This is a genomic window from Gabonia massiliensis (assembly GCF_001403595.1).
Classification (GTDB): Bacteria; Bacteroidota; Bacteroidia; order Bacteroidales; family Coprobacteraceae; genus Coprobacter; species Coprobacter secundus.
This window is the reverse complement of the sequence record NZ_LN877938.1, coordinates 394,363-408,860: the sequence shown is the minus strand read 5'-3', so window position 1 is coordinate 408,860 and position 14,498 is coordinate 394,363. Positions and strand designations below refer to the sequence as shown.

Here is a 14,498-nt window from a genome sequence, read left to right as displayed (position 1 = left end):
TTACATGAAAACTGTCTGTTTGACAATCATCGCCATCTTATTGCAGTCTTTGTCTGTATCGGTTCAATCTCAACAAGCAAAGATTATAGATTTATATGAAAGAATATTCACCGACAGTTTTCCTGTCGGTGAATATAATGCAACATTTGATATTCCTCGGAACTATCAACTTTCTTTTCCTATTGCTGTAAGGCATGATACAGAATGTTCTTATAAGGTAAAGGTACTGATTGAAAAAGATGGGAATAAGATTGAAAACGAGATGAATTTTTTTTCAATCTTGCCGGTAACTGTCGAAGGTAATACGCAAGGTTCTATGATAAATGTTCCTGGTGGATCTTTTCCAGAATCGTGGACTCCTTATTTAGTAAGAAAAGCCCCTTTTCAGATATTGGAAGCACTGATGCCGGTAAGCAACAATCATATATTTACGGTCTCTCCTGATATAACGGCAGGAACTCTTATTCGTATCGATTGGCCTGAGGGCTGTATTCCGGGGACATATAATGGACGTGTTGAAATAGAATTTGTCGAGAATAATCTTGCACCGGTAGTGTTGCCATTTACTGTACATCTGCACAAGACTTCTGTCAAGAGAGAAAATTTTATCGATTGTGCACATTGGCTTTCTTATTTTCCCGAGGATTTATGCAGAAACGGTAGCACGGTACAATGGTGGGGAGAAGAGCATTGGCAGTTACTCGAACAGGCCGCAAAACGTCTATATGATGATGGAAATAATATGATGTTTACTCCTTTATGCGGAGGAGATCATCCGTTGATACAAACATATTATAAAAATGGAAATTTGAGATTTGATTATTCTCTGTTTGATAAGTGGATAACTTCATTTTCAAATATAGGATTCCGGTATTTTGCAGGAAGCCATTTGAGAAGTTTGACTTTTAATACAAAAATCATAGATGAATCTACGAATACTACTAAAACCATATTGCAGGTTAGTCCCAATACCGGATGTTTCCTTGAAAAATTTTTGAAAGATTTATATAGTCATTTAGTAGAACAGGGTTGGGAGAATAAATTTCTCATGCATGTAATAGATGAACCCTCTTATCCCCGATATCTTGATGAATACAAACATTATCAGGGTATGGTAAATAGATTTATGCCCGGGATAAAGACTATAGATGCTACTAATTCTTCGCCACAACAATTCAGTCCGATGGTCGATTTTCAGGTATATAATCTGAATGGTATAATAAGGAATAAAAATGGTGAAGTAAAAAGTCGAATCGAGTCGGGTCGACCGGTGTGGTTGTATAATACAACCAGCCCTTTTCCACCTTATCCCAATCGTCATTTAGATAGATATTTGCCGGAAAATAGGTTATGGCCATTACTCGCTCTTAAATACAATGCTTCGGGATATCTATTTTGGGCTGTCAATACATATAGAGGAGTTCCCGATGAATATGCCACTTCGTTAGGCCCATTGCCGGATGGTACGCAGAAACATTGTCCGGGAGATGCTTGGTTTTACTATCGTGTAACGAATGGCCTGATAGGATCTATGCGAATGTTAAGCTTTAAAGAGGGGCTTATTGATGTTGCTTTATTGAAAGAATTGTCTGAAGTTTATCCGGACAAAACGAAAGAACAGTTGGATAAGCTGATATGGCCGCAAATAGAAGAAGGACAAGACAGACCTTGGAAAGATTATCCCTATATAGCGGATGATGTACAACGGGGATATGAATTAATTTCAAGTAATTATCATCATAATCGGAAAGAGACTCTTGAAATGTTGGATCAAATAAAACAATAGCCTTGAAATGAAATTTTATTTTAAATATAAAAATAGAAAGTATGAAGTTTAGAATCCTTATTGTTTTTGCTTTATTTTTTGTTGTAAAGGTAGGAATAGCACAAGATAGTATTGATTTGCGAAACGTAAATTTAGGGGATGTCATATATAAAAATTCTTATATAGACCAGCCTTATGTATTACAATTGCCCGATGATTCCTGGTTGTGTGTGTTTACAACAGGGGCTGAAAGTGAAAGTCGCCCCGGTCAGCATATTGTTGCAATCAAAAGTTTTGATCACGGGAAGACATGGAGCAATCCGGTAAAGATAGAACAAAATACGGGCCCTATATCTTCTTGGGCCATTCCGTATAGAACGAGCCATGGTCGTATCTATGTGTTCTATAATTACAACGGAGATAATGTATCTACTGTGAGAGGTAAAAGCATAAAACAAGCCGGGTTGTTGGGATGGTATTGTTATAAATATTCTGATGATAATGGCAATACTTGGAGCAATCAAAGATACCGAATTCCTATTCGTGTGACTGCGGCCGATATATATAATGAATTTTACGGCAAGGTACAGATGTTTTGGGGAATAGATAAGCCCCATTATTTCAATGGAGCTGTATATTTTGCTTTTTCCAAACTGGGAGAATTTCCTCAAGGAAAAGGAGAAGGTTGGTTGTTAAAATCAGATAATCTTGATACAGAGAGTGACCCTTCGAAAGTAAATTGGGAAATGTTGCCCGATGGAGAATATGGTATACGTAATGCTGATTTCTATTCCGTTCAGGAAGAGCATAATACGGTAGTGTTGGAAGATGGTTCTATCTATTGTGTATTTCGTACGGCATTAGGTTTTTTGGGATATACTGTCAGTCGTGACAATGGAGAAAGTTGGACTCATCCTGATACGTTACGCTATGCGGCAGATGCTCCCAATATAATAAAAAATCCCAGAGCATGTCCTCGACTCTTCAAATGCAGTAATGGAAAATATCTTTTGTGGTATCACAATCATGGAGGAAAAGACTTTAAAGAAAGATCGCCGGTGTGGATAGCCGGAGGTGTTGAAAAGAACGGAACCATCGAATGGATGCAGCCGGAAATATTACTATATACACATGATACCGATGTGAATGGTATGAGTTATCCCGATTTGATTGAAAAAGATGGGAACTTTTGGATTACGGAGACTCAGAAAAAAACAGCTCGTACTCATATGATTGACCCTTCCTTGTTGGAAGGACTCTGGAGACAACCGGATAATAATACGTTGACGTCGAAAGGTTTGATATGGTCAAAGTCAAATATCCGGAAAAAAATGTCGGTTCGATTGCCGCGATTGCCTCTTATCTCGGACAATGGAATGACTATAGAAATGAAAGTCAAGTTCGAATCATTGGCTCCCGGACAAGTATTGTTGGATTCTCGTTCCGAAAATAATCAAGGCATATACATAGCTACTGCAGAAAATAATGCATTACAGATAACATTAATCGATAATGCTGGTAACTCTTACTCGTGGATAACGGATAAAAATATGTTGACTATCCAAAAAGAACATTATATATCAATCGTCGTCGATGGGAAGGCACATGTCCTATCTACGATTATCGATGGACGTTTGTGTGATGGTGGGAAAGATAGACAATACGGTTGGGGGAAATATTCACATTCTTTGGGAAATATAAATTCTCTTGGGAAATTACATATTTTATCCCAATGTGATGCTTCTATAGAGACGTTGCGCATATACGGACGATATCTTAGAACTTCAGAATGTATTGCAAACTACCGTTTTTTGTCTAATAAGTAAAATAGGAATCATGAAACAAAAACTTATAGTAATATGCTTCTTCTGTAGTTTGTTTTGGAATGGAATAGCAGATACATGCCGCTATCCGCTTATCCCTTTACCGGCAGAATTGACTCCTAAAGAGGGGGAAGTAAAGATAAATAAAGCTACGACCATATTGGTCGCTGACAATACGATGAAAATAACTGACGTTTTAACAGAATTAAAAAAGGCCGTTAAAAGTCAATCAGGGATAGTGCTTAAAGAGAGCAAAAAGAAAAGGGAAAATGTAATATCGTTTTATGTAGATCGAGCGATTTCTCATCCGGAAGGGTATAAATTATCTATCGGAAGGGAGAATATAGAAATACGTTATATCACTCCTCACGGAGCATTTAATGCGGTACAAACTCTCAGGCAACTTTTCCCTATAGAAAAGGAGACTGACAGAATAGTAATTCCTGCAGTTGAAATTTCAGATTATCCGACATTGGGTTATCGGGCTCATTTGATAGATGTTGCACGTCATTTTATGCCTTTTGAATATTTGAAGCAAACCATAGATCGAATGGCCTTTTACAAACTTAACGTATTGCATCTACATCTGACCGATGACCAAGGATGGCGTTTTGAAAGTAAAAAATACCCGAAACTTCATAAGGTCGGGGCTTGGAGAAGTGAAACGCAAATAGGACACAGAACAGATGTCCCCCATAAGTTTGATGGAGAAAGGCACGGTGGATATTATACTCAAAAAGAACTTTCAGAATTGGTAGAATATGCAAAAAAGAAATTTATTCGTATTATTCCTGAAATAGATTTGCCGGGGCATACTCATGCTTTATTGGCTGCTTATCCTCAATTGGGGTGTGTAGAAGATACAACCTATACCGTATCCGGAATTTGGGGATATGACAATAATATATTATGTCCTAAAGAAGAGACATTCGAATTCTTAAAAAATTTATTTGATGAAGTTTTGACGATATTCCCAGACTCATTTATCCATATTGGAGGGGATGAGGTTCAAATGGACCGATGGAAATCATCTTCGCTCTGTCAGGATTTTATTCAGAAAAATAATTTGGGCGATGAAAAAGGGATACTCAGATATTTTAGTCAGTTTATGCGCGATTATCTGGCTCAAAAAGGGCGTCGTATGATTGGTTGGGATGAAATTTTGGAATGTGGTCTCCCTTCTGATGCCATCGTTATGTCATGGCGGGGAGAACGAGGAGGAATAAAAGGCGCTCGCTTGGGAAATGATGTTATTATGACACCCAGCGCATATATGTATCTTAATTTTTATAATACCGATCAAAAAGACAAATTGGAGCCTTTGGCCAATACGCATGCATTGCCCCTGCGCAAGGTATATGAGTATACGCCTTTCCCTAAATCTTTAAATGATAAAGAAAAAAAACATATTATTGGTTTACAAGGATCTTTATGGACCGAATATTGTAAAACTCCGGCACAAGCAGAGTCGCTCACATATCCGAGATTATGTGCGGTTGCTGAAGTTGCATGGACTCCGTCATCACGTAAAAATTATGATGATTTTTATCGTAGACTCATGACAAACATCAAATTCCTCGACCGATGGGGTGTAAATTATTCGAGATTATTTATTAACTACAAATAAAAAATGTAATTATGATACAAAAGATTTTTCGATCTTTTGCTTATATAGCAGGAGTATTCTTTTTGCTAATGATTATAAACTTAGTAAAAGGAGAGCAAGGTTATAGTGCATTCTTTTTTACTGCAGGAATGGCTGCATTGGCTATCTCTTTCAATGGATTTGTCCAATTGAAAGGATTTGCCTATACCATGTGGATTCTTGTAGCCATATCTTTGGGTATGCTTTATCCTCATAGTTTTATCCAATGGGGAGATTTTGAACTAAAAAGACTTATTGTTCCTTTTGTACAAGTAACCATGTTGGGAATGGGTGCACAAATGAAATTAGATGATTTCAAGGGGGTTATAAAAATGCCTAAGGGGGTCATTACCGGTGTATTCTGTCAGTTTACCGTAATGCCTTTAGTGGGTTTTATTCTATCTAAGGTTTTTCATTTCCCGCCGGAGATAGCCGGAGGAGTTGTACTGATAGGGTGTGTTCCCAGTGCATCGGCTTCTAATGTGATGTCATATTTGGCAAAGGCCAATCTTGCCCTTGCCGTTACCATTGGTGCTACAGCAACATTACTTGCTCCGTTTTTGACACCGCAATTGATGAAGTTGTTAGGTGGACAATATGTTGAAGTTGATGTTGTCGGGATGATGGTAGATATTACCAATATGATTATTGTACCTATTATCGCCGGATTTATCTTTAATTTGTTCTATTTTAATGAAAAATCGACGCGGAGCAAATTGGTGCAAATGGGATCATTCTTTTCCATTATATTAGTCACAAATCTTATCCTTCATTTTTCATCAGAGGAAAATACATTGAGTGACAGTTTGTACTCTTTGCTTATGGCTACTACATGGTTCTATTTAGCACCTATGATTGTGGCTATTATTTTACGTCACATGAAGTCTATATCCTATTCAACCATCAGTTCGGCTTTAGCATTTATCGCCATGATGGGTATTGTTATCAATACAGTCATTATTACCGCGTCGGGACAAGAGAGTTTGAGGCAGGTAGGTCTTTTGTTGATACTCAGTTGTTTCTTGCATAATATTATTGGCTATACTGTGGGGTATACTGCCGCCAAATTGGCCAAATTACCGGAAAAAGACAGACGTACTATCGCTTTTGAAGTAGGTATGCAAAATGGAGGTGTAGCTACAGGATTGGCGTTAGCGATGGGTAAAGTTGCAACGGTAGGTTTAGCTTCGGCTATTTTTGGTCCGTTGCAAAATTTGACGGGTTCGGCATTGGTGAATATATTCAAAAAAAGACCTGTAAAAGAATAACTATTTTTCTCTTTGATGAAATTACGAAAAATAAAATTATTGATTTTAACTGTATGCTATGTCTCACAGGCATATAGCTTTCACACTTCCATTAAAGATGGAAGTGTGAAGAATTGGGTTTTCAATGTAGGTGAGCCGATACAGGCTTTCATACCTGTAAACACAGGAAAAAACATTTTACAGTATGAACCTGCTGTAATAGCCTCGGAAAGTAAAACGTATTTTACTGATAATATAACTCGATATACGATAAGTCCTCAATTGCCGGCAGGTTTGGTATTGGATAGTATTACCGGTATAATAAGTGGAACTCCGCTTTGTATTGCCGAGTCTGATAATTATACGGTTATAGCTGATAGAGGAAATGGAAAAAAGAGTATTGGGATAATGAATTTTAAGATTGTTGATAGTCGAGATATTGATAATTCGATAGGTACAATTCCTGATGATAATTATTGTGACCAAGGATATGTCGTAGTGACACCGACCGGGAAATGGGTATCAGTCATGACTACAGGACCAGGTTCCGAGAGCGGATTTAAATATATTGTATCATCTGTTAGCTGTGATTTAGGTAAAAGTTGGACATCTATGCAACCTGTAGATAATAAGACTTTAAGTACAGCTTGGGCTATACCTTATATTACACCGGCAGGAAGAATATATGTATTTTATAATAGAAACAGGAAATTTTGTTTTAAATATAGTGATGATGGAGGTCTTACTTGGAGTAAAAACAGGTATGAAATACCAATACGGTATACAGACGTAGATAAGAGAAATGACCTTCCTGGTAAGCAACAATACTTTTGGAGTGTTTGCAAGCCTATTTCTTTAAATGGTTGTCTTTATCTATCTTTTTCCAAGTATGCCTTTAAAAATATGGATTTCGGAGAAGGTTGGCTGTTGCGTTCCCCGAATATTGATACGATTTCTAATCCTGATAAAATAATATGGGAAATGTTGCCGGATGGAGATGAGGGCATCCGTAATGATACTTTAGGAAAAGTGCAAGAAGAACATACTTTGGTTAGCTTACCAAACGGTAGTTTATATATGTCTTTTCGTACAAACAACGGATATGTAGGATGTTGTTATAGCCATGATGGAGGGCATACTTGGAGTTCTCCTCAATATGCTTGTTATCGGGATGGGAGTAAAATAAAAAACCCAAGAGCATGCCCGCGGTTGTTTCAATGTGACAATGGGCGTTATCTGATGTGGATACATAATACCGATAAAATTGAATGGTGGAATTATCGAAATCCTGTATGGATAATAGGAGGCATTGCGGTTGGTAATAAAATAGAATGGTCTTATCCTGAAATTCTATTTTATTCAAATGATACAACCGAAAAAATTAGTTATCCGGATTTGATAAAACAAAATGGTAATTATTGGATGACCGAGACACAAAAGACAGTTTGTGGGGTACATAAAGTTTCTGAAAAATTATTACAAGGTATATGGAATCAGCACACTAACTATTTGCGTTCAGATAATGGTATTATTATGAATGATAGTTTGATTTATAATCATAAAGTTTGGCATTTGAAAAATCTTCCCGAATTAGGATGCGGTGCATTCTCAATAGAGATGTTAATTCGGTCAGAAAAGTGGAATGGGGGAGATATCATTGCCGATAATAGAGATGAAAACGGTGATGGATTTTGGATATCGGTTACATCGGGACAGACTGTTCGATTCTCTATGAGACAAGGCCGGTTACTGAAAGAATGGGATATAGATTCCGGTTTATTGAAAACAAATACACCTCAACATATCGTATTTATTATTGATGGAATATCTAATATTATTACTTCTGTAGTAAATGGAAAGTTTTGTGACGGAGGTATCACCCGTAAATGGGGATGGTGCCGGTTTGATAAACATTTTGGCGATCTGAATTCCTCTCGAAAAATAGTATTGTCTCCTTCATTTTCAGGAGAAATTATAAAATTTAAGATATACAATCGCTATCTGACGACCTCGGAAGCTATTGGACATTATAGATATGAGACATTTTTTGATATGAACTAATTAACCATTTTTAAATTATACTAATATGAAAAAAATTATCCTAAGTGGCATTTGTTATGCTATTCTTTCTTTTGGAGTTATACATGGTGTGAAGGCTCAAATATCAGACTTTGAATTCGGCTTTTCTGCAAGAGTATTCAAGAAAGGAGTGAAAATGACAAATTTCAGACCGATATATAACCCGGAAGAGATACCCGCTACCAGTACGAACCGTTATTCTACCGTAACGACTGTGACTTATAAACCCGCATCAACTTCGTCAGCTGCGGGTTATGAGGATGGAGATATAGCGCAAGCAAAATTCAATTCTCCTCATGGTATATGTATAGATAATAACGGGAATTTATATGTAACAGAACGTTATGGAAATCGTGTCAGAAAGGTCGATTTCGAGACCGGTAAAGTGTCTACTATAGCTGGAGACATATCGGCCGTTGCAGGAGCAGCCGGGTTGGTAAATGGTACCGGGACAGAGGCCAGGTTTAATAATCCGATGGATATTGCCGTCGATAGCAAAGGTAATCTTTATGTAGCTGAATCGGGAAATAACTGTATACGTAAGATTACTCCGGAGGGAACGGTAACCACATTTGTGGGTGGAACTAAAGGGTATGCCGATGGTGATTTGGCCGACGCCCAATTCAATAACCCATTTGGCTTGGCTATAGATGCGGAAGATAATTTATATGTAACCGATCGGGGTAATCATCGTATACGTAAAGTGACTCCGACCGGAACGGTTACGACTATTGCCGGAAGAGGAGGTGCTTCTGCAGTAGATGGGGATGCCTTGACGCAGGCAACATTTAATAATCCGGCAGGAATTGCTATAGATAAAGATGGAAATCTTATTATTACAGAAGCAGGAGGAAACCGTGTACGTAAAGTAGATCTTACAGCCAGTACAGTATCGCTTGTAGCCGGAGATAATTCTGCAGCAGCAGGAGAAGAGGGATCTAAGGATGGAGACCCGCTGTTGGCCAGATTTACCATGCCTATCGGTGTGGCTTGTGACCAATATGGAGAAATTTACGTAGCTGATTTCAATAAACATAATGTTCGTAGAATATCACCCGAAAACATTGTGTTTACTTTAGCGGGAAAAAGCGGTGGAAGTTTTGTTGACAACACCCTTGGTACAGCAGCATTTTTTAAACAACCGGCAAATTTAGCCTATGATACTAAAAATCGTTGTTTATATGTAGCTGATTTTAACAACCATGCCATTCGTAAAATCAATTTGACCGGGTTTAACAATTCTCCGCAATTCCCGGCAGGTATCGGTATGAATATGTTTAATGCCGAAATATATGGAACTCCGACAGCAGTATCTCCGGCAACCGATTATTTGATTAAAGGATTCAATTTTGATGCAACTAACTCTACTATTCTGAATATAGAGGTAGTGGAAGCTACCACAGATGTATATACGATTACTTCTACGGCAGGAGAAAATGGGAAGATAACTCGTTCAAAAGAGGTTGTAAGCGGAAAAGATGCAACCTTTAAAATCACACCCAATGAAGGATTTGCTGTTAATGAAGTAAAAGTAGATGGTACTGTAACAGCTGTTGAAGGAGATACATATACATTTGAAAATATAACCGCAGATCATACGATTGAGGTAACATTCGAATCGTTAAGTACAGGATTATCTAAAAAAGAACTTCTTCCGGTTCGAGTTTTCCCGACTTATGCGACGGACGTAATCAACGTAGAACTTGGTGAAGGAAATTCGGTTGTTGTAAATATTTATGATATAGCCGGGAATGTAGTCATAACTCGTAATGTTATGGATAGTTCTGCTATTTCAGTCGCTCATCTTCCGGCTGGAATCTATTTCGTAAAAGCGGAAGGGGTGGATTGCTGCAAAATCATTAAGAAGTAAAATAAAAAACATGAATAAATTATTCAAAATATTCTGTCTGGCTTTTGTTCCGGCTTTTGCCGGAATAAAAGCTCAAACTCCTCAAATAATCTACAGTGAACATTATAATTTGAGCTGTGGAGAAATGATAGAGCCGATAATCCCTCAAAATGTAGGAGGAGATATCCCGGTAGAGGCATATGGTACCACAGTTACGGTTGCAGGAAGTACCAGAGGAATGGCGGATGGACAAGGAGATAAGGCAAAATTCCAATTTCCTCAAGGACTTACTGTCGATCAGAATGGAATAATTTATGTGGCAGACCGTAATAACCACCGAATATGTAAAATTACTCCGGATAGGGAAGTGATCTCTATTGCCGGTGGTAGTGGAATCGGGTTCGTTAATGGAAATTCTGATTCTGCTAAGTTTAATGAGCCGGGGGATGTGGTTATGGATTCAAATGGAAATTTATATGTCGTTGAGATTAGAAATCATGCTATCCGTAAAATTACTCCAGATGGGAATGTAAGTACATTTGCCGGAGTGGGCACTGTCGGATATGTAAATGGAAAGGGAGATCAAGCCAAATTTAATTTCCCCATATCGATAGTTATCGATTCAGCGGATAATCTCTATGTCGGAGATCGGTATAATAATCGGATAAGAAAAATAACACCGGAAGGTGATGTATCAACTGTTGCAGGGAATAGTGAGGCCTCCGGAATCAACTCCCAAGGAGAAATGGCGACATTCCATTTGCCAACAGGTGTTGCAGTATCTTCAAATGGAGAAATTGCGGTGGCAGACTATGGTAATAATTTAATACGTATAATTGGAACCCAACAATATGTGCGGACTTTAGCCGGATGTTTTTGTGGAGGGGATGATGATGAGACTGGGATTATGGCCGGATTTCGTAGTCCTTATGGAGTGGCTTATGGGATAGATGGAGATGTTTTTGTAGCAGATTATGGAGGACATCGAATACGTCGTATCAATTCGTTAGGAGATGTAACCACTTTGGCCGGCTCAGGAGAGAGTGGGTGTAAAGATGAAATAGGATCAAAAGCTCTTTTCAATTCCCCGACAGATGTTGCTGTGGATGGTGAAGGTTATGTATATGTAACCGATTACGGGAATCATAAAATACGTAAGATTACGACTACCGGTTATACCATACATCCTCAATTGCCCGAAGGATTAGTATTTGACTCGTCGACCGGAATGATTTCAGGAAAACCGCTGTTTGAATCGGAAAGCAAAGAGTATTGTGTAACCGCTTATAATAAATATGGGTGTGATAAAGCCAAGTTTACCATGGAGATACATAAAGTAACTTCAGTGGATAATTTGACTTTGAATAATTTATTTTATGTTTCTGCCCATTCAAAAAACAATAGGATTACAATATCTATCCCCAACCATAATTTAGAGAAAAAGAAAATAACAATAGCCGATACCTCAGGAAAAATAATATATACCAATATACATCAGATAAAAGATGATAAAGTAGATATAAATCAGGAATTAACATCGAATGTGTATATCGTTAAAGTCGAAGGGGTAGGTTCAAAAACGTTTATTAAAGAATGAAAAAAAATAAAGTATTGGTAAAATTGGCAGAACAAAAGCCCTCTCTTGGTGGGTGGGTTATGTCAAATAGTATAACTGCAGCTGAAATCATGGCTCAAGCAGGATTTGATTGGATATGTGTTGATGCTGAACATTCTCAAATTTCTAAAGAAACAGCTCTCAACATGACCAGAAGTATTCAAATGTATGGAGCAGAACCATTTGTCCGCATCAGTAGTAATGATGGTGTAGAGATAAAAAAGTTTTTGGATATGGGAGTGCGGGGAATAATTATTCCCATGATAAAATCTTATGAAGATGTAGAAAAAGCCATTTCTTATATCAAATATTCTCCTAAAGGGAATAGATCTTTTGCTTTACCTCGATGTACGGGATATGGCGAGTGGTCGCAAGACTATTTTGAAACAGCAAACCAAGAGATCTTTATAGCTATAATGATAGAACACATCGATGCAATATTGGATTTAGATAAGATATTTTCTTGCAAAGATATCCATGCTGTTTTTGTTGGTCCTTATGACTTGTCTGGTTCTATGAATATCCCCGGGCAATTTGATAATCCGGAATTTAAAAAGGTTATAAACCTGATACAAGAGAAAGCGGTCCAACATAATGTAACCATGGGGTATCATGAGGTACATCCTACGCAGGAAAAAATAAAAAATCTAATACATAGTGGCATGCGTTTTATTGCTTGTGGTATGGATACTATTTTTTTGCTGGAAAAATCAAAAGAATTTACCTCGATTATTGATTAACCGTAAAAGATATGAAATCAATGAAGTTTATGGCTTTGCTCTTAAGTATGGCTTTTGTATTATCACATGCTAAAAATGAGGATAGTAAATATTGGGAAAACGAGCAGATAAATTATATAAATGTGTTGCCGGCACGAGTGATAACATACTCTTACCCTAATATAAAACAAGCCTTGGAAAGAAATGTCCCTTCGACTGTAAAATCGTTGAACGGAGAGTGGCGTTTTATGTACTCAGAGAAGCCTGAACTTCGACCTGCAAATTTTTATTGTGATACATTTGATATCTCTAACTGGAAACTTATTCAAGTCCCATGTAATTGGGAAAGGGCAGGGTATGGACAACCTATTTATACAAATACAGCCTATCCGTTTGACTTTAACCCTCCGTATATCTCTCATAAAATCAACAATAACAATGTAGGTTCTTATAAACGTACATTTGACTTGCCCGATTCTTATAAAAACAAACGACTTGTATTACATATCGGTGGTGCATATTCGGCCTATTATGTTTGGGTTAATGGAAAGTTTGTTGGTTATAAAGAAGATAGTTGTCTCCCTGGAGAATTTGATATTTCATCAGTGGCACATGTAGGGAAAAATAGCATTTCAATACAAGTGTTTCGTTATAGTGATGGGTCGTATCTTGAAGATCAAGACCATTGGAGGCTTAGCGGAATTACTCGGAATGTATATATAGAGGCCACTCCCAAAACAGGAATATATGATTTTTTTGTACGGACTGTATTTGATGATAAATATAACGATGCAATATTGGAAATTCGTCCCGAACTATATTCAACTGATAATGCAAATCTATGGAAGTGGTCTGTGGTAGCTCAATTGTATAATAAAGAAGGTGTGGCGGTGACTGATACATTCTCGGTTGGTGGACGTATGGCGATGAATCCTTTATCCCAAGTGCGCTATGCACAACCATTTGCATTAATGAGCAAGAAAATTGAGAAACCTATAAAATGGAGTGCAGAAACCCCGTATTTATACACCTTGGTCCTCACTCTTAGAGACCGGTATGGTAAGATTGTGGAATGTCGTTCCGCTCAGATAGGATTCAGAGAGTATCGAATAAATTCTGATGGTGAATTTTTGGTAAACGGACAACCTACAAAACTATATGGCGTGAATCGACATGAACATAGTCCGTATACCGGAAAATATGTTTCGAGAGAAGAAATGGAGCAGGATGCCAAGTTGATGAAACAATTCAATATCAATTGCGTACGAACAAGCCATTATCCGAATGATACATATTGGTATGAACTTTGTGACAAATACGGACTTTATGTAATGGACGAGGCAAATATAGAAAATCATGGTAAATGGACGGGGACATTGATATTGAAACCGGAGTGGAACTCTGCTTTTATGTCTCGTATTATCAATATGGTAGAACGAGACAAAAATCATGCGTCTATATTTAGTTGGTCGTTAGGTAATGAATCTGGATACGGAGCCAATCTTGCATCAGCGGCAGGATGGATAAAAGTATACGATCCTACTCGTCTTGTACATTATGAAGGATGCAGTGGCATAATAGGACATGATCCTTACGATTTTCAAGATTTTGTTAGCCGTATGTATCCTGATATTTCAACAATAGATAGCCTCTCCGCTCCTGAGACAGGGAATAAACCCGTCTTTATGTGCGAGTATGCGCATTCTATGGGAAATTCGACTGGGAACATGAAAGAATATTGGGATTTGATACATCA

General features: G+C 37.7%; 9 protein-coding genes. All 9 read left to right on the top strand.

Annotation, left to right across the window (positions count from 1 at the left end; all coding sequences use genetic code 11):
* Nucleotides 1–4 precede the first annotated feature (4 nt).
* The gene (locus tag BN2628_RS03870; RefSeq protein WP_044229891.1) at nucleotides 5–1,786 is read left to right on the top strand and encodes a glycoside hydrolase domain-containing protein; all 1,782 of its coding nucleotides are present in this window, start codon (nucleotides 5–7) and stop codon (nucleotides 1,784–1,786) included.
* 41 nt (nucleotides 1,787–1,827) lie between these two features.
* Complete coding sequence (locus BN2628_RS03865) at nucleotides 1,828–3,591, top strand: sialidase family protein (RefSeq protein WP_044229889.1); 1,764 nt, start codon at nucleotides 1,828–1,830, stop codon at nucleotides 3,589–3,591.
* 10 nt (nucleotides 3,592–3,601) lie between these two features.
* Nucleotides 3,602–5,215 (top strand): beta-N-acetylhexosaminidase, encoded by a 1,614-nt coding sequence (locus BN2628_RS03860; protein ID WP_055096078.1) that lies wholly within the window; start codon nucleotides 3,602–3,604, stop codon nucleotides 5,213–5,215.
* Nucleotides 5,216–5,226: 11 nt separating this feature from the next.
* Entirely contained in the window at nucleotides 5,227–6,501 is a 1,275-nt protein-coding gene (locus tag BN2628_RS03855) for a bile acid:sodium symporter family protein (protein ID WP_044229886.1), read from the top strand.
* 105 nt (nucleotides 6,502–6,606) lie between these two features.
* On the top strand, nucleotides 6,607–8,541 hold the full coding sequence (locus tag BN2628_RS03850) for an exo-alpha-sialidase (RefSeq protein WP_257606382.1): 1,935 nt from the start codon (nucleotides 6,607–6,609) through the stop codon (nucleotides 8,539–8,541).
* A 25-nt stretch (nucleotides 8,542–8,566) separates the two neighbouring features.
* Nucleotides 8,567–10,429, top strand: a complete 1,863-nt coding sequence (locus tag BN2628_RS03845; protein WP_052431574.1) for a T9SS type A sorting domain-containing protein — start codon at nucleotides 8,567–8,569, stop codon at nucleotides 10,427–10,429.
* 10 nt (nucleotides 10,430–10,439) lie between these two features.
* Nucleotides 10,440–12,005 (top strand): putative Ig domain-containing protein, encoded by a 1,566-nt coding sequence (locus BN2628_RS03840; RefSeq protein ID WP_052431573.1) that lies wholly within the window; start codon nucleotides 10,440–10,442, stop codon nucleotides 12,003–12,005.
* Nucleotides 12,002–12,763 carry an HpcH/HpaI aldolase family protein gene (locus BN2628_RS03835; RefSeq protein WP_052431572.1) on the top strand — a complete coding sequence of 254 codons (762 nt, stop codon included), beginning with the start codon at nucleotides 12,002–12,004 and terminating at the stop codon, nucleotides 12,761–12,763. The genes BN2628_RS03840 and BN2628_RS03835 overlap by 4 nt, the downstream gene beginning before the upstream one ends.
* Before the next feature lie 11 nt (nucleotides 12,764–12,774).
* Nucleotides 12,775–14,498 (top strand): glycoside hydrolase family 2 TIM barrel-domain containing protein (locus BN2628_RS03830; RefSeq protein WP_317614738.1); only part of this gene is annotated, 1,724 nt, incomplete at its 3' end.

Excerpts from the sequence above, each read along its gene's own strand:
- BN2628_RS03870 (WP_044229891.1), top strand. The coding sequence starts at position 5 with ATGAAAACTGTCTGTTTGACAATCATCGCCATCTTATTGCAGTCTTTG.
- BN2628_RS03855 (WP_044229886.1), top strand. The coding sequence starts at position 5,227 with ATGATACAAAAGATTTTTCGATCTTTTGCTTATATAGCAGGAGTATTC.
- BN2628_RS03860 (WP_055096078.1), top strand. The coding sequence starts at position 3,602 with ATGAAACAAAAACTTATAGTAATATGCTTCTTCTGTAGTTTGTTTTGG.
- BN2628_RS03840 (WP_052431573.1), top strand. The coding sequence starts at position 10,440 with ATGAATAAATTATTCAAAATATTCTGTCTGGCTTTTGTTCCGGCTTTT.
- BN2628_RS03865 (WP_044229889.1), top strand. The coding sequence starts at position 1,828 with ATGAAGTTTAGAATCCTTATTGTTTTTGCTTTATTTTTTGTTGTAAAG.
- BN2628_RS03845 (WP_052431574.1), top strand. The coding sequence starts at position 8,567 with ATGAAAAAAATTATCCTAAGTGGCATTTGTTATGCTATTCTTTCTTTT.
- BN2628_RS03835 (WP_052431572.1), top strand. The coding sequence starts at position 12,002 with ATGAAAAAAAATAAAGTATTGGTAAAATTGGCAGAACAAAAGCCCTCT.